The organism is Citrobacter sp. RHBSTW-00029 (genome assembly GCF_014104295.1).
Taxonomy (GTDB): Bacteria; Pseudomonadota; Gammaproteobacteria; order Enterobacterales; family Enterobacteriaceae; genus Citrobacter; species Citrobacter youngae.
Map to the genome: position 1 here is coordinate 2,743,341 of NZ_JABXRT010000001.1, position 16,628 is coordinate 2,759,968.

The 16,628-nt window shown below is 52.5% G+C and carries 14 protein-coding genes; 4 read left to right on the top strand and 10 right to left on the bottom strand.

All coding sequences use genetic code 11. The features are described 5' to 3' along the window. The first annotated feature begins 111 nt into the window (after nucleotides 1–111). Genes glsA through cobO form a run of 3 tightly spaced genes read left to right on the top strand, consistent with a single transcriptional unit; the run spans nucleotide 112 to nucleotide 3,438 of the window. Nucleotides 112–1,113 (top strand): glutaminase A, encoded by a 1,002-nt coding sequence (glsA, locus tag HV041_RS13545; RefSeq protein WP_048212247.1) that lies wholly within the window; start codon nucleotides 112–114, stop codon nucleotides 1,111–1,113. Between the two features lie 60 nt (nucleotides 1,114–1,173). After that, complete coding sequence (locus HV041_RS13550; protein WP_048212248.1) at nucleotides 1,174–2,826, top strand: class I fumarate hydratase; 1,653 nt, start codon at nucleotides 1,174–1,176, stop codon at nucleotides 2,824–2,826. A gap of 9 nt (nucleotides 2,827–2,835) precedes the next feature. Further along, nucleotides 2,836–3,438, top strand: coding sequence for a cob(I)yrinic acid a,c-diamide adenosyltransferase (cobO, locus tag HV041_RS13555; RefSeq protein ID WP_048212249.1), 603 nt, complete (start codon nucleotides 2,836–2,838; stop codon nucleotides 3,436–3,438). Nucleotides 3,439–3,557: 119 nt separating this feature from the next. Here the strand turns inward: cobO and HV041_RS13560 are convergent, their stop codons facing one another. Then, nucleotides 3,558–4,460 carry a LysR family transcriptional regulator gene (locus tag HV041_RS13560; protein WP_048212250.1) on the bottom strand — a complete coding sequence of 301 codons (903 nt, stop codon included), beginning with the start codon at nucleotides 4,458–4,460 and terminating at the stop codon, nucleotides 3,558–3,560. A 404-nt stretch (nucleotides 4,461–4,864) separates the two neighbouring features. On the opposite strand from HV041_RS13560, the gene cobA reads away from it, so the two are divergent. Further along, nucleotides 4,865–5,653 (top strand): uroporphyrinogen-III C-methyltransferase, encoded by a 789-nt coding sequence (gene cobA / locus HV041_RS13565; protein ID WP_048212251.1) that lies wholly within the window; start codon nucleotides 4,865–4,867, stop codon nucleotides 5,651–5,653. Here cobA and HV041_RS13570 read toward each other — a convergent pair. The 9 genes from HV041_RS13570 to sdhC form a co-directional block, all read right to left on the bottom strand. After that, on the bottom strand, nucleotides 5,632–6,525 hold the full coding sequence (locus tag HV041_RS13570) for a PocR ligand-binding domain-containing protein (RefSeq protein WP_121584373.1): 894 nt from the start codon (nucleotides 6,523–6,525) through the stop codon (nucleotides 5,632–5,634). The genes cobA and HV041_RS13570 overlap by 22 nt on opposite strands. Before the next feature lie 226 nt (nucleotides 6,526–6,751). Next, entirely contained in the window at nucleotides 6,752–7,621 is an 870-nt protein-coding gene (gene sucD, locus HV041_RS13575) for a succinate--CoA ligase subunit alpha (protein WP_121584372.1), read from the bottom strand. Beyond that, entirely contained in the window at nucleotides 7,621–8,787 is a 1,167-nt protein-coding gene (gene sucC, locus HV041_RS13580; protein ID WP_003022927.1) for an ADP-forming succinate--CoA ligase subunit beta, read from the bottom strand. The genes sucD and sucC overlap by 1 nt, the downstream gene beginning before the upstream one ends. Before the next feature lie 90 nt (nucleotides 8,788–8,877). Next, on the bottom strand, nucleotides 8,878–10,101 hold the full coding sequence (gene odhB, locus HV041_RS13585; protein ID WP_003022925.1) for a 2-oxoglutarate dehydrogenase complex dihydrolipoyllysine-residue succinyltransferase: 1,224 nt from the start codon (nucleotides 10,099–10,101) through the stop codon (nucleotides 8,878–8,880). 14 nt (nucleotides 10,102–10,115) lie between these two features. Continuing rightward, nucleotides 10,116–12,917, bottom strand: coding sequence for a 2-oxoglutarate dehydrogenase E1 component (gene sucA, locus HV041_RS13590; protein ID WP_048212254.1), 2,802 nt, complete (start codon nucleotides 12,915–12,917; stop codon nucleotides 10,116–10,118). A 364-nt stretch (nucleotides 12,918–13,281) separates the two neighbouring features. Continuing rightward, nucleotides 13,282–13,998 (bottom strand): succinate dehydrogenase iron-sulfur subunit SdhB, encoded by a 717-nt coding sequence (gene sdhB / locus HV041_RS13595; RefSeq protein WP_032948848.1) that lies wholly within the window; start codon nucleotides 13,996–13,998, stop codon nucleotides 13,282–13,284. Between the two features lie 15 nt (nucleotides 13,999–14,013). Further along, nucleotides 14,014–15,780, bottom strand: coding sequence for a succinate dehydrogenase flavoprotein subunit (gene sdhA, locus HV041_RS13600; RefSeq protein WP_003022919.1), 1,767 nt, complete (start codon nucleotides 15,778–15,780; stop codon nucleotides 14,014–14,016). Further along, nucleotides 15,780–16,127, bottom strand: a complete 348-nt coding sequence (gene sdhD, locus HV041_RS13605; RefSeq protein WP_061067540.1) for a succinate dehydrogenase membrane anchor subunit — start codon at nucleotides 16,125–16,127, stop codon at nucleotides 15,780–15,782. Before sdhD ends, sdhA begins: the two co-directional genes overlap by 1 nt. Beyond that, on the bottom strand, nucleotides 16,121–16,525 hold the full coding sequence (gene sdhC, locus HV041_RS13610; protein ID WP_003831406.1) for a succinate dehydrogenase cytochrome b556 subunit: 405 nt from the start codon (nucleotides 16,523–16,525) through the stop codon (nucleotides 16,121–16,123). Before sdhC ends, sdhD begins: the two co-directional genes overlap by 7 nt. Nucleotides 16,526–16,628: the final 103 nt, after the last annotated feature.

The following is a 16,628-nucleotide window of genomic DNA, read 5'->3' on the forward strand; positions in this document are numbered from 1 at the left end:
CCGGATGGCGCTTGCGCTTATCCGGCCTACATAACGTTTAATTATCCGTAGGCCGGATCAGGCGGTACGCCGCCATCCGGCGCATGATAAGTACCCCAACAGGAAAGCACCATGACTAAAACTCTGCTCGGCGTGAGTCTCTTTTCTTTCAGCGTCTTGTTTAGCGCTACCTCATTCGCGCAAACCGCGCCGGACTACGCCAGACTGATAGAACAGGCGCATCAAAAGTACAAAAGTAACAATGATGGAAAAGTCGCCGACTACATCCCTGCCCTGGCGAGCTACAGCCCAAATAATTTTGCCATCACTATTGCTACGGTGGACGGAAAAATCTACCAGGTTGGCGATGTTAACAAACCCTTTCCCATGGAATCGCTGAGTAAAGTCTTCACCATGGCGCTCGCCATGGAACAGCACGGTCCTCAGGTAGTGCTGGATAAACTCGGGGCCAATGCCACTGGCATGCCATTTAATTCCGGTTTAGCGGTTGAACTGACCAAAGGTGCGCCGGAAAACCCGCTGGTAAACGCCGGAGCCATGAGCACCGTTAGTCTGATTGAAGCCAAAGACAAAACCGATCGCTGGAACAAAATCCTCGACAACCTGAACGTCTGGGCCGATGCCACGCTCACGGTTAATGAGCCGGTTTACAAATCTGAAATGGAGACCAACCAGCACAATCAGGCGCTGGCGAAGCTGATGGAATCCTATAACAGCTTCTATGGCAACACCGATGACGCCGTCGAAATTTATACCCGTCAGTGCTCGGTGGATATCACCGTTGAGCAACTGGCCAAAATGGGTGCCGTACTGGCGAACAAAGGGAAATCGCCCTTCAACGGCAAGCAGTTGCTGAATGAAAAATATGTTCCGCAGGTGCTGGCGGAAATGGCGATTGCCGGACTGTACGACGGCAGCGGTAAATGGCTGTACACCGTTGGCATTCCGGCGAAAAGCGGCGTCGGCGGCGGCATGGTTGCCGTCGTCCCAGGCGAATATGCGATTGCGGTCTATTCTCCGCCGCTTGATGAAGCCGGAAACAGCGTTCGTGCCCAGAAAACTATCGAATATGTCGCCGAAGCGACAAAAGCCAACGTCTTTTTAGCCAAATAACTTTACGCCGGATGGCACATTGCTTATCCGGCAAACAATACGAAGAGGTGAGAAGTAAACATGTCTAAACCATTTGTCTGGCAGGAACTCTTTGTTCAGAGTAAAGATAATACCGAGTATGAATTACTGAGTAACCAGCACGTAACGGTAACGGAGTTAGACGGAGAGGAAGTGATTAAGGTAGCGCCTGAAGCGTTAACCTTATTAGCACAGCAGGCATTTTATGAGGCTTCATTTTTTCTGCGCGCCGGACATTTGAAACAGATAGCCAGCATTTTGCACGACCCGCAGGCCAGCGGTAACGATAAGTACGTCGCATTACAACTGCTGCGCAACGCTGAGGTTTCGGCCAAAGGCGTCCTGCCTAACTGTCAGGACACCGGGACGGCAACCATTGTGGCCTGCAAAGGACAACATGTCTGGACAGGCGGCGATGACGCCGAAGCCTTGAGCAAAGGCGTATATACCACCTTCACCGAAAACAATCTGCGTTACTCGCAAAATGCCCCGCTGGACATGTATACCGAGGTCAATACCCAGACTAACCTGCCAGCGCAAATCGACATCAGCGCCACGCCGGGTAATGAGTATAAATTCCTGTTCGTCAACAAAGGCGGTGGTTCTGCCAATAAGGCGGCGCTATTCCAGGAAACCAAATCCATTCTGCAGCCGGAAAAGCTCACAGCCTTCCTGATCGAAAAAATGAAATCGCTGGGTACCGCCGCTTGCCCGCCGTACCACATCGCTTTCGTGGTTGGGGGCTTGTCCGCCGATCAGGCGCTGAAGACAGCCAAACTGGCATCAACCAAATATTACGATAACCTGCCCACCAGCGGGAACGAGCTGGGTCAGGCGTTCCGCGATACAGCACTGGAAGCCGAACTGCTCAATGCCAGCCGCGAGTTTGGCATCGGCGCGCAGTTTGGCGGCAAATACTTTGCCCACGATATTCGCGTAATTCGCTTACCGCGCCACGGCGGCTCCTGCCCTATCGCCATGGCCCTCTCCTGTTCTGCCGACCGCAACATTAAGGCCAAAATTAACAAACACGGTATCTGGCTGGAGAAACTCGAGCATAACCCGGGCAAATTTATCCCTGATTCACAGCGGGTGGAAAATGGCGCCCAGACAGTTCAACTGGATCTGAACCGTCCGTTACGCGAAATCCTGCATGACCTTTCCGCCCTGCCCATCGGGACTCGTTTGTCGTTAAGCGGCCCAATTGTTGTTGCCCGAGATATCGCCCACGCAAACATCAAAGCGCGCCTGGATAACGGCGAACCGATGCCGGAATACATGAAAAAACATATCGTTTATTACGCCGGCCCCGCCAAAACCCCCGAAAACCAGGCCTGCGGTTCCATGGGGCCGACAACCGGCGGACGCATGGATGGGTATGTCGATGCTTTCCAGGCACAAGGCGGAAGTCTCATTATGCTCACCAAGGGTAACCGCAGTCAGCAGGTCACTGATGCCTGTCACAAACACGGTGGATTTAGCCTCGGCAGCATTGGCGGCGCAGCGGCTCTGCTGGCCCAGCAGTATGTGAAGAGCCTGCAGTGCCTTGAGTATCCCGAACTGGGCATGGAAGCGGTGTGGATGATGGAAGTTAAAAATATGCCTGCGTTCGTATTAGTAGATGACAAAGGCAATAACTTCTTCAGTCAGTTTGAGCAGCAGCATCGCTGCGCAACCTGCCCGGCAGGACATTAAGGAGCTATCATGGAAGCGCGAGCCAACAATGACCGACATCGCCAGCGTCAGCAGAAGCTGAAAGCGCAGGTTGATACCCGCGTGGCGGCGGCAACGGAGAAGAAAGGGATTCTGATTGTCTTCACCGGCAATGGTAAAGGAAAATCTACCGCAGCCTTCGGCACGGCGACACGCGCGGTTGGTCACGGAAAAACCGTTGGCGTCGCGCAGTTTATTAAAGGCCAGTGGGATAATGGCGAGTACAACACACTGCACCCTCTCGGCGTGGAGTTTCATATTATGGGTACCGGTTTTACCTGGGAAACCCAGAACCGGGAAGCCGATATCGAGGCGGCCACCGCTGTGTGGCAGGAAAGTAAGCGCATGCTGGCTGATGCGCATTACGATCTGGTCGTACTGGACGAACTCACCTATATGTTGGCTTATCACTATCTGGATACGCAGGAGGTAATCAGCGCCATCGAAAATCGCCCTGCCGACCAGAGCGTGATCGTCACCGGGCGCGGTTGCCATGCGCTGTTACTTGAACTTGCCGATACGGTCAGCGAGCTTCGCCCGGTTAAACACGCTTTTGATAGCGGCATTCAGGCACAGCCAGGGATCGACTGGTAATCGCTCTTTTGCCGGGTAAGGCGTTTACGCCGCATCCGGCGATTTACCCAAAACCGATACGCTTATCGGGCCTATGGTGAACACCGAAACCTGTAGGCCTGATAAGGCGCAAGCCGCCATCAGGCAGCCGACATCACGGATTTATTTAGCAACCAGTTGCGGAAGATCTCCAAATGAAGGGACTCTGATTTTTCCTCCCGCCACGTCATGATAAATCGATTCCCGGTACGCATTGGAACATCGCAAGGAATCACCATATCCCCACTATCCAGATCGTGCTGAATGGCAAAACGGGGGAGCAATGCGACGCCAAGATTGGAACGTACCGCCGCAATCAGCATCGACAACAGATCAAATCGCGGACCTTTATTCACCAGCGGACTGCTGACATCGGACAGCGCAAACCATTCCTGCCAGCCTTTGATGCGGGTACTTTGATGCAACAGCGGGTATTCGTTCAGCAGTTCATCGACGGACAGCTTCCGGTCCGGTTCAGCAAGCAAGCAACGGCTGCACACTGGCAGAATTTCCTCTTCGAACAGGTACTCGACCCCCGACCACGGCGAGTAAAAATCTTCCCGCATGATCGCTGCGTCATATTCCCGGTTAAGAAAATCACCAATATTCGCCAGAGAATGAATATTAACGATAATATCAGGATTGAGTTTATTGAACTCACGCAGGTTTGGGATCAGCCAGTGCGTACTGAACGTCGGGTTAACCGCCAGTTCGATCACTTGTACGGTCGGCTGCCATGTCATGATCGTCGTCGTATCTCGTTCAAGCTTGTTCAGTGTTTCTTTAACAATAGTTAAATAGTGTTTGCCTGCCGCATTTAAAAAAATGCGCTTTTTGGCATGATTAAATAGCGCTGTATTAAGAAAATCCTCTAGCGCATTCACCTGGCGGAAAACAGCACTTTGTGTTAAAGCCAGCTCTTCAGCTGCCCGGGTATAACTTTCGTGACGCGCAACCACTTCAAAAGTTACCAGCAACTCCGTTTTGGGTATTTTTCCTCTCATAACCTCTTCCATATGCAGCGTACAAAAATAGTTTAATTTATAAAAAATAATTCATATCACCCGAATAAACATCGAGTGTTATATTTTATTTCAGGCATTGATGTCATTGATCCAATCCATGATTTGTTCATACTGATGGCGGATAAATATTAACCAATAATACTCAAGCACAACAATAAACACAATTTAATTAAGGTTAAATTCAGACACATAGCGCCAATAAGTTCTTAATAATTTTTCAAGTCATCTTGTTTATTGTGGAAAAAACTTTGCGAGATTAATCAATATTATCCTTGTGATAATTTAGGAAAATTCAGCGTTATAACTTACAGGCAAACGACTGCTTTTAATCATTCTCCGGAGTGGTTCTGCCTTTTTTTGTTAGACGTGATAAAGGACACAATGTGAAAACTTTCGGAAAGGTCTGGCTCGTTGGCGCAGGTCCCGGTGATATTTCATTACTCACCCTCAAAGCAGTGATGTGCATTAAACAAGCAGATGTCATTATTTACGACAGGTTGGTCAATCCTAAGATTCTGGAATGGGCATCCGCTGACTGTGAGCTTATCAATGTCGGTAAGAATCCGGGATTTCATTGTGTGCCACAGGATGAAATCAACGCGCTTCTCGTTCAGTATGCCCAGACGCATCACAATATCGTGCGCTTAAAAGGTGGCGATCCCTACGTATTTGGTCGTGGGGCCGAAGAAGTTGAAGGGCTTATTGAGCCGGGGATCCCTTTTGAAGTCGTCCCCGGTATCAGTTCAACCATTGGGGGATTAACCTGTGCCGGGATCCCGGTAACACATCGCGATTACGCCTCTGGTTTTCACGTGGTGACCGGTCATACACGCGAAGGCAACCAGCAGCAGGACTGGCGTCAACTGGCGAAACTTAACGGTACATTGGTTATCGTTATGGGTATTGCGAATCTGGCGTTTATTTGTGAAGAACTGTTGATGGGTGGGAAACCGGCGGAGACGCCCGCGGCCATCATCATGTCCGCGACCCGGGAGAATCAGCGCCGGCTGACCTGTACCCTCGGCTCGTTACTGAGCAATGCGCAGGAAGCCAACATTACGCCGCCTGCACTGATCGTCATTGGCGATGTCGTCACGCTGAGCGATCGTCTGTCTTTTATTCCTGCCGCTATCGACCTCCCTGAACATCTTTACTGCGAGAGTCTGGCGTGACGAAAAGACTGGGGTGATGTTTGATGCGCCGCCCGGAAAACGCGACAAAAATAGCTGGTTTGTGCGTACTGAAGTTTCCGGGCGATACTGTCTATTGAATGAACCGGATCGTGTAATAACTCCCCCGCCTTTTGCATTTTTTTCTGACTCACCCATGTTTTAAAGTTAACGCCCTGGCGCTTCTTAAAAAATCGGCTGAAATAATTTGCACTTAAACAGACATGTGCCGCCACAGACTCCAGAGATAAGTCACTATACAGGTTATCATCAATATAACGCAGTGCCGCCAGTAGTTTTTTCTCATGACGAGAAAGCTCCGTTAAATAGTGCCGGACGTTACTTGCCGGTTTATCGAATACCACTTCAGATTGTTTTTTTTGCACCTCAAAATTGTTAATAATAAAATGCAATAAATTAGCCGATGCCACCAACGTATTATTATCAACCGCAACAAGCTGATCCCACTCGGCTTTTATTTGAGGATCACACATCCATCGTGATTCATCTTCAACAATGATGGTTTTATATTCCTGGTACTTAGCCCGAACCTGACCACAGATAATAAAACCATGCAGATTCCCCTCATAAATTAATGGTATGGAGAACAGACTTAGCCCTGCGTGGCAGTTGAATATTCTGGGCTTACACTGTTTCAGTGCCTCAAAAACACACTGTTTATCGCACGTTTGGCAACCAACACTGTAGCGTTTATTCGCTCTCATCAGCTTACAGAATAAATTAAAATTATGGCAATCAGAGAGAGCTCTGCCTGTAACATCAACGACTACCGTTGCTAACCCCGTCGCATTGGAGAAGACTTCTGCTATAGAGAAAAAACATGGTAAGTAATCATCCTGAATTTTCAGCGACACGCCATCCTCCAACCTTAATATGACTAAAGGCGGTAATATGCAAAATCCAGGCAAAAGAAAGAATGATGCTCGCCGCAAAAAATAATCTCATTTGTGAAGATGATTGTGATCAAATTGCATGATGCGGGATGACAGAAAATAAAAAAGGCCATCATCAGATGGCCAACCATGTCGAAATTAGACCAGCCCTTGACCATGCAGAAAGTCAGGGCTGTATTTTTATGGCTTACTTAATAACGGTTTTCAGTGCTTCGCCGATATCGGCCAGGCTGCGAACGGTTCTCACGCCTGCAGCTTCAAGAGCCGCGAATTTCTCATCCGCTGTACCTTTACCGCCGGCGATGATGGCACCAGCGTGACCCATACGCTTACCTTTCGGCGCGGTGACGCCCGCGATGTAGCCAACCACCGGCTTGGTCACGTGATCTTTAATGTACGCAGCCGCTTCTTCTTCCGCGCTACCGCCGATCTCACCGATCATGACGATCGCTTCAGTCTGCGGATCTTCCTGGAACAGCTTCAGGATGTCGATGAAGTTAGAGCCCGGGATCGGGTCGCCGCCGATGCCTACACAGGTAGACTGGCCGAAACCGTAGTCGGTAGTCTGCTTAACTGCTTCATAGGTCAGGGTACCGGAACGGGAAACGATGCCCACTTTGCCCGGCTTGTGAATGTGGCCCGGCATGATGCCGATTTTACATTCGCCCGGGGTGATAACGCCTGGGCAGTTCGGGCCGATCATGCGCACGCCAGCTTCATCCAGCTTCACTTTCACGGTCAGCATATCCAGCGTTGGGATACCTTCGGTGATGGTGATAATCAGTTTGATACCAGCATCGATTGCTTCCAGAATGGAATCTTTGCAGAACGGTGCCGGAACGTAGATAACGGTGGCGGTTGCGCCCGTCGCTTCTACAGCTTCACGCACGGTGTTGAACACCGGCAGGCCCAGGTGCGTGGTGCCGCCTTTACCTGGCGTTACGCCGCCAACCATCTGCGTACCGTAAGCAATCGCTTGTTCGGAGTGGAATGTCCCCTGGCTACCGGTGAAGCCCTGGCAGATAACCTTGGTATCTTTATTAATTAAAACTGACATTATTTCCCCTCCACTGCGGCAACAACCTGCTGAGCTGCATCCGTCAGACTTTTCGCTGCAATAATATTCAGGCCGCTATCAGCCAGTTTTTTCGCGCCGAGTTCAGCGTTGTTACCTTCCAGACGCACCACGACCGGAACGTTTACACCTACTTCTGCTACCGCGCCGATGATACCGTCAGCGATCAGGTCGCAACGTACGATACCGCCGAAGATGTTAACCAGTACTGCTTTAACATTGTCATCAGAGAGGATAATTTTGAACGCTTCGGTTACACGCTCTTTGGTCGCACCGCCGCCCACGTCAAGGAAGTTAGCCGGTTCGCCACCGTGCAGCTTAACAATGTCCATGGTACCCATTGCCAGGCCCGCACCGTTAACCATACAACCGATGTTGCCGTCGAGCGCTACGTAGTTCAGTTCCCACTGCGCAGCCTGCGCTTCACGCGGATCTTCCTGAGACTGGTCGCGCATTTCGCGCAGGTCAGCCTGGCGGAACAGCGCGTTGCCGTCAGCGCCCAGTTTGCCGTCGAGGCAGATCAGGTCACCCTGTTTGGTGACAACCAGCGGGTTGATTTCGATCAGCGCCAGGTCGCGCTCCAGGAAGATAGTCGCCAGACCCATGAAGATCTTGGTGAACTGCTGAACCTGTTTACCTTCCAGACCCAGTTTGAACGCCAGCTCACGTCCCTGGTAAGGCATTGGGCCTGCCAGCGGATCGAGTGCCACTTTGTGGATCAGATGCGGGGTCTCTTCCGCTACTTTTTCGATTTCCACGCCGCCTTCGGTAGAGGCCATGAAGACCACGCGACGGGAGCTACGGTCAACCACTGCGCCGAGGTAAAGTTCTTTACCGATGTCGGTCGCTGCTTCAACCAGAATCTGATTTACCGGTTGACCATGGGCGTCTGTCTGGTAAGTAACCAGACGTTTACCCAGCCAGTGTTCAGCAAAAGCGCGAATGTCTTCTTTGCTGTTCACAACCTTCACACCGCCCGCTTTACCGCGGCCACCAGCGTGAACCTGACATTTCACTACCCACGGGCCAGCGCCGATTTTTGAAGCGGCTTCTTCTGCTTCACGCGGAGTAGTACAGGCATAACCCACCGGTGCCGGTAAGCCATAGCGGGCAAAAAGTTGTTTTGCCTGATATTCATGTAAGTTCATGTGTTCTGTCCATCCTTCAGGTAATCGTTATCTTTTACCCGTAGGTCTGATAAGCATCCAGACCTACGGGGAAGGTGATACTCTTATTAACTACACGTCCAGCAGCAGACGCGTTGGATCTTCCAGCAACTCTTTAATGGTTACCAGGAAGCCTACTGACTCACGACCATCGATCAGACGGTGGTCATAAGACAGCGCCAGATACATCATCGGCAGGATTTCAACCTTGCCGTCTACCGCCATCGGCCTGTCTTTGATGGCATGCATACCCAGGATAGCGCTCTGCGGTGGGTTGATGATCGGCGTGGACATCAGGGAACCGAACACACCACCGTTAGTGATGGTGAAGTTACCGCCCGTCAGATCTTCAACCGTCAGCTTGCCGTCGCGACCTTTGACTGCCAGTTCTTTAATATTTTTCTCGATGTCTGCCATACCCAGCAGATCCACATCGCGCAGGACCGGCGTTACCAGACCACGTGGCGTGGAGACCGCCATGCTGACATCAAAGTAGTTGTGATAAACCACGTCATCGCCGTCGATGGACGCGTTCACTTCCGGATAGCGTTTCAGCGCTTCAACAACCGCTTTCACGTAGAAAGACATAAAGCCCAGACGGATACCGTGGCGTTTCTCGAACGCATCACCGTATTGCTTACGCAGGTCCATGATTGGCTTCATGTTGACTTCGTTAAACGTGGTCAGCATGGCGGTGGAATTTTTCGCTTCCAGCAGACGCTCAGCTACGCGTTTGCGCAGACGGGTCATCGGAACACGTTTTTCACCACGCGCGCCCAGTTGAGCCTGTGGCGCAGGCGCAGCGGCCGGCGCTTTGGCTTCGGCTTTCGCCGCCGGTGCTTTAGCCAGATGCTTTTCAACATCTTCACGCGTAATACGACCGCCGACGCCAGTGCCGTTGATAGCGCTGGCTTCGAGGTTATGCTCACCCAGCAGGCGACGGATCGCCGGACTCAGGGCATCGTTGTTCTGCTCAGCAAGAGACGCCTGCTGGCGCTGTGCCGGAGTAGAATCTTTTTCTTCAGACTTAGCGCTGGTTTCTTTACCGGTGCTGTTGCCTTCACGCAGGCGACCAAGGATCTGGCGAGAAGTGACGGTTGTCCCTTCATCTTCCAGAACCGCATCAAGAATACCGTCCGCTGATGCCGGTACTTCCAGTACCACTTTGTCAGTTTCGATTTCTACCAGTACTTCATCACGACGTACTGCATCGCCCGGTTTTTTGTGCCAGGTTGCAACCGTTGCATCCGCTACGGATTCAGGCAGGTCGGGAACAAGAATATCTACGCTACTCATTATTTATCCTTTATTTAATCGACGTTCAGCGCGTCATTAACCAGATCTTGTTGCTGCTTCTGGTGAACGGACATATACCCTACTGCCGGAGAGGCAGAGGCCGGGCGACCTGCATAACGCAGAGCTGACCCAAATGGAATTACTTCACGGAAATGATGCTGGCTGCAGTACCATGCGCCCTGGTTGAGCGGCTCTTCCTGGCACCAGACAAAATCATGTACATGAGCAAACGGTTTCAGCGCTTCCTGCACCGCTTTATGCGGGAACGGATAGAGCTGTTCGATGCGCACAATGGCAACATCTTTTTGGCCATTCTTGCGGCGTTGCTCCAGCAGGTCGTAATAAACCTTACCAGAACACATCACGACACGCTTCACGCCTTTCGGATCAAGTTCATCGACTTCGCCAATGGCTGGCAGGAAGGTGCCATTTGCCAGTTCGTCCAGCGTAGACACTGCCAGCGGATGACGCAGCAGCGACTTCGGTGACATCACCACCAGCGGACGACGCATCCCACGCAGCGCCTGACGACGCAGCATGTGGTAAACCTGTGCCGGGGTGGACGGGACGCAAACCTGCATGTTTTGCTCAGCGCAAAGTTGCAGATAACGTTCCAGACGTGCAGAGGAGTGCTCCGGACCCTGACCTTCATAGCCGTGCGGCAGCAGCATAACCAGACCGCACATACGGCCCCACTTCTGCTCGCCGGAAGAGATGAACTGGTCGATAACCACCTGCGCACCGTTGGCAAAGTCGCCGAACTGCGCTTCCCAGATGGTCAGCGTGCGTGGCTCTGCCGTGGCATAACCATACTCGAACGCCAGTACCGCTTCTTCAGACAGCACGGAGTCCCATACGCGGAACGTGCCCTGGCCGTTATGCACATGCTGCAGCGGCGTGTAGGTTGAACCGTTCGCCTGGTTATGAATCACCGCGTGGCGGTGGAAGAAGGTTCCGCGACCGGAGTCTTCACCCGATAAACGTACCGGAATGCCTTCGTCAACCAGCGTGGCATAAGCCAGATTCTCTGCGCCACCCCAGTCGAACAGCTTCTCGCCTGCGGCCATGGCCTGACGGTCACCGTAAATTTTGGCGACGCGCGACTGCATTTCAACGGCTTCAGGCACGGTGCTGATGCGTTTTGCCAGCTCCTGCAGACGCTTCATTTCAACCTTGTTCGGGTAGTTTTCGTCCCACTCGTGGTTGAGGTATGGCGACCAGGTGAAGGAGTGCATGTTCATTGGACGCCACTCTTTCACCACGCATTCGCCAGCATCCAGTGCGTCACGATACAGATTGACCATTTCGGTCGCATCTTCCAGCGTGGCGACTTTGTCCGCTTCCAGCTTGTCAGCGTAGATTTTACGCGGGGTCGGATGCTTTTTGATTTTTTGATACATCAGCGGCTGAGTTGCGCTCGGCTCGTCGGCTTCGTTGTGGCCGTGACGGCGGTAGCACACCAGATCGATGAACACATCGCGTTTGAAGGTGTTACGGAAATCCAGCGCCAGACGCGTCACGAAAGCGACCGCTTCCGGGTCATCCGCATTAACGTGGAAAATCGGCGCCTGAACCATCTTACCGATGTCGGTGCAGTACGGGGTAGAACGCGCATCCAGCGGGTTAGACGTGGTGAAGCCCACCTGGTTGTTGATGACGATACGCACGGTACCGCCCACTTCGTAACCACGCGCTTTCGACATGTTCAGGGTTTCCTGAACCACGCCCTGCCCGGTAACTGCCGCGTCACCGTGAATGGTGATTGGCAGGACTTTATTACTGCTCGGCTCGTCCAGACGATCCAGACGTGCACGCACGGAACCGATAACCACCGGGCTAACGATTTCCAGGTGCGACGGGTTAAACGCCAGCGCCAGGTGTACCAGACCGCCTTCGGTTTCGATATCAGACGAGAAGCCCATGTGGTACTTCACGTCACCGGTGCCGAGGTGTTCTTTATGTTTACCCGCAAATTCGTCGAACAGTTCCTGCGGGCGTTTGCCCAGTACGTTAACCAGAACGTTCAGACGACCACGGTGCGCCATACCCAGCACCACTTCACGGGTACCGCTGTTACCGGCGTGGCGGATCATCTCTTTGAGCATTGGGATTAACGCATCTCCACCTTCCAGCGAGAAGCGTTTTGCGCCCGGGAACTTCGCACCCAGGTAGCGTTCCAGACCTTCCGCTGCCGTCAGTTCGCTGAGGAAGCGTTTCTTCTCTTCACTACTGAACGCGGCACGGCCAGACTCAATACGCTGTTGAAGCCAGCGTTTTTCTTCGGTGCTGGTGATGTGCATATACTCGGCGCCAATCGGGCCGCAGTAAGTTTGTTTCAGCGCGACAACCAGGTCGCTCAGCTTCATCGTGTCTTTGCCGCCGGCAAAAGAACCTACGTTAAAGCTTTCCTGGAAATCCGCATCGGTCAGATCGTGGAAGGACGGATCCAGATCGGCCACATTTTCTTGCTGCCACAGTCCCAGCGGATCGAGATTCGCATGCTGATGACCGCGGAAACGGTAGGCGTTAATGAGCTGCAGGACTTTAACCTGCTTCACATTGGCATCAGGGTCGGAAATAGAAGAAGAGTAACGTGGGGTAATCAACGCCTGCCGACGGAAATAATCACGTGTTTTTGAGTGGAGTTGATCCGGTTTGACTCCGGTACCAGGTAACTGCTGGAACGTCGAACGCCAGTTAGCATCTACCGAGTCAGGGTCGGTTAAGAAGTCTTCATAGAGCTGTTCTATCCAGCTCTGGTTAGAACCAGAGAGGTAAGAAGAGTCCAACCAGGCTTTCAAAGCGCTGTTCTGCATCGTGATCCCTTAAGCATCTTTTCTGCTTATTTAATACTCTAAATAGATCACGTTTCAGGAAGGCGGCAAGCTTGCGAATCCCTGGGAGCTTACATCCAGTAAGTGACCGGGGTGAGCAAGTGCAGCCAACGCACATGCAACGTGATCTATGACGAGTATTTCGCCGTGGATACTACCACGCACACCGATGTGCGTGCCGGGGTTCACTTGTTGCGGACTGTCGTGTTTTCTGCGTCCGCTAAGGAACCTTTAAAAACTGTCTAATAATCGTCGCTGTTCAGGCTACGATTATTGCTATCAATGTGGCAGTTTTTAGAGGTTTCCTGCACTACCGGGGAATCACTTCCCCGGCAACAACAACTATTTATGCACTACGTTTGAGCAGCATCGACTTAATATGGCCGATGGCGCGCGTCGGGTTCAGCCCTTTAGGACATACGCTGACGCAGTTCATGATGCTATGGCAGCGGAATACGCTGAAAGCGTCACTTAAACCTTCCAGGCGGCTGTCGGTCTCGGTATCGCGGCTATCAATTAAGAAGCGATACGCGGCCAGCAGGCCTGCCGGGCCAATAAACTTGTCCGGATTCCACCAGAATGACGGGCAAGACGTTGAGCAGCATGCACACAAAATACATTCATACAGCCCATCGAGCTTCTCACGCTGCTCAGGCATTTGTAAATGCTCACGAGCCGGCGGATTTTTCCCATTATTCAACAAGTAAGGTTTAATCTTCTCATACTGTGCGTAGAATTGCCCCATGTCTACCACCAAATCGCGCACAACCGGTAAGCCCGGCAGCGGGCGAATGACAATTTTCTTGCCCGGCTGATTCAGCGCAGAAATAGGTGTGATACAGGCCAGTCCATTTTTACCGTTCATGTTCAGACCGTCGGAGCCGCAGACCCCTTCACGGCAGGAGCGACGAAACGACAGCGACGGATCTTTTTCTTTCAGCTGCATCAACGCATCCAGCAGCATCATGTCGCGCCCTTCTTCCGCCTCCAGGGTGTAATCCTGCATGTGCGGAGCGTCGTCAACATCCGGGTTATAGCGATAAACTGAAAACTCGAGTTTCATTGTCCTGTCTCCGCATTAATAAGTACGAATCTTCGGCGGGAATGCCGGGCGCAGCTTCGGTTCCATATTGACCTGACGTCGTGTCATGGATTCCGATTCTGGCAGGTACAGGGAATGGCACAGCCAGTTTTCATCATCACGTTCCGGGAAGTCGAAGCGGCTATGCGCGCCACGGCTTTCAGTACGGAAGTTTGCAGATACTGCGGTGGCGTACGCGGTCTCCATCAGGTTGTCCAGCTCCAGGCACTCAACGCGCTGGGTGTTGAACTCGCTGGAGGTATCGTCCAGACGGGCATTTTTCAGACGCTCGCGAATCGCTTTCAGCTCTTCCAGACCTTTCGCCATCGCATCGCCTTCGCGGAATACCGAGAAGTTATGCTGCATACATTCTTGCAGCGCTTTGCGAATGGCCACCGGGTCTTCACCGTTGCGGTTACCGTTCCAGCGGTTCAGACGCGCCAGAGAAGCATCGATTTCATCTTCGGTCGCATCCAGCAGGTCACCCTGCTCGGCGATAGATTCTTGCAGATGCAAACCCACCGCACGACCAAACACCACCAGGTCCAGCAGCGAGTTGCCGCCCAGGCGGTTGGCGCCGTGAACGGATACGCAGGCAATTTCACCTACTGCGAACAGCCCAGGGATCACCACATCTTCGCCCTGCTCGTTTACGGTCAACGCCTGGCCGGTGACTTTGGTCGGAATACCGCCCATCATATAGTGGCAGGTTGGGATAACCGGGATCGGCTCTTTCACCGGATCAACGTGAGCGAAGGTGCGAGACAGTTCGAGAATGCCCGGCAGACGGGATTCCAGTACTTCTTTACCCAGGTGGTCGAGTTTCAGCTTGGCGTGCGGACCCCATGGGCCGTCGCAACCGCGACCTTCACGGATTTCGATCATGATGGAACGCGCCACCACGTCACGACCCGCCAGGTCTTTCGCGTTCGGCGCATAACGCTCCATAAAGCGCTCGCCGTGTTTGTTCAGCAGGTAGCCACCTTCACCACGGCAACCCTCTGTTACCAGAACACCCGCGCCGGCGATACCGGTTGGGTGGAACTGCCACATCTCCATATCCTGCACCGGAACACCGGCGCGGATAGCCATACCCACGCCGTCACCGGTGTTGATGTGGGCATTAGTAGTGGACTGATAAATACGGCCAGCACCGCCGGTCGCCAGCACGGTGGCGCGGGCTTTGAAGTAAACCACTTCACCGGTTTCGATACACAGCGCGGTACAACCGACAATCGCGCCATCAGCATTTTTTACCAGATCCAGCGCATACCACTCGGAGAAGATGGTGGTGTGGTTTTTCAGGTTCTGCTGGTACAGCGTGTGCAACAGCGCATGACCGGTACGGTCTGCCGCCGCTGCGGTACGTGCCGCCTGCTCACCGCCGAAGTTCTTCGACTGGCCGCCAAACGGACGTTGATAAATGGTGCCATTATCGAGGCGAGAGAACGGCAGCCCCATGTGATCCAGCTCCAGAATCGCTTCCGGACCGGTTTTACACATATATTCAATAGCGTCCTGGTCACCAATGTAGTCCGACCCTTTGACAGTGTCGTACATGTGCCATTCCCAGTTATCTTCATGGGTATTACCGAGCGCCACGGTGATGCCACCCTGCGCAGATACGGTATGGGAACGGGTTGGGAACACTTTGGAGAGCAGTGCACAGGTCTGACCGCTCTGGGAAATTTGCAGCGCCGCGCGCATACCTGCGCCGCCGGCACCAATCACAACAGCATCAAATTCTCTGACTGGCAGTTTCATTACACACCCCACACCACAACAAATCCATAAATGACGTAAACCACCAGCGCAACGACGATAGCCAGTTGCAGAATCAGGCGCACAGCCAGAGGTTTAACGTAGTCGGTCAACACCTGCCACATGCCGATCCAGGCATGAATCAAGATGGAGAAAAGTGCCAGCAGGGTGAAGACTTTGGTGAATGCCGATGAGAAGAAACCGGTCCAGATTTCAAACGTCAGCTCGCCGCTGGTGGCGAAGAAGCCGACCATATAGATGATGTATAACGTCAGAACGATAGCGGTAGCACGAACCAGAATGAAGTCATGTACGCCATTGCGTCCTAATGCGGAGGCGTTGCTTACCATACGAGGACTCCTGCGAGAAGTGAAAGCACGACAATAATAACGAAACAAATTTTGGCGGAGCGTGTCCCTGCTTCGAGGGTTTCTTCGATATAGCCAAAATCCATTAACAGATGGCGAATGCCCATAACGGCGTGATAGGCCAGCGCAATCAGGATCCCCCACAGAATTAACTCCACAAAGAAGTTATTCATAATGGATGACGCGGTGAGGAAACCTTCAGGGGAGGAAAGGCTGGTACCCAATAACCACAACAGAATCCCGACCGCCACGAAGGTGATCACTCCGGATACGCGATGGAGAATGGACGCTATCGCCGTGATTGGGAACCGGATCGTTTGTAGATCCAGATTGACAGGTCTTTGTTTTTTCACATTTCTTATCATGAATAACGCCCACATGCTGTTCTTATTATTCCCTTTGGACTTCGGGTACAGAAGATGAAGACACCTGTAGCCTGAAAGACGACGGGATTTCCTTCCTCCGGTCTGCGTGCGGGTCAGA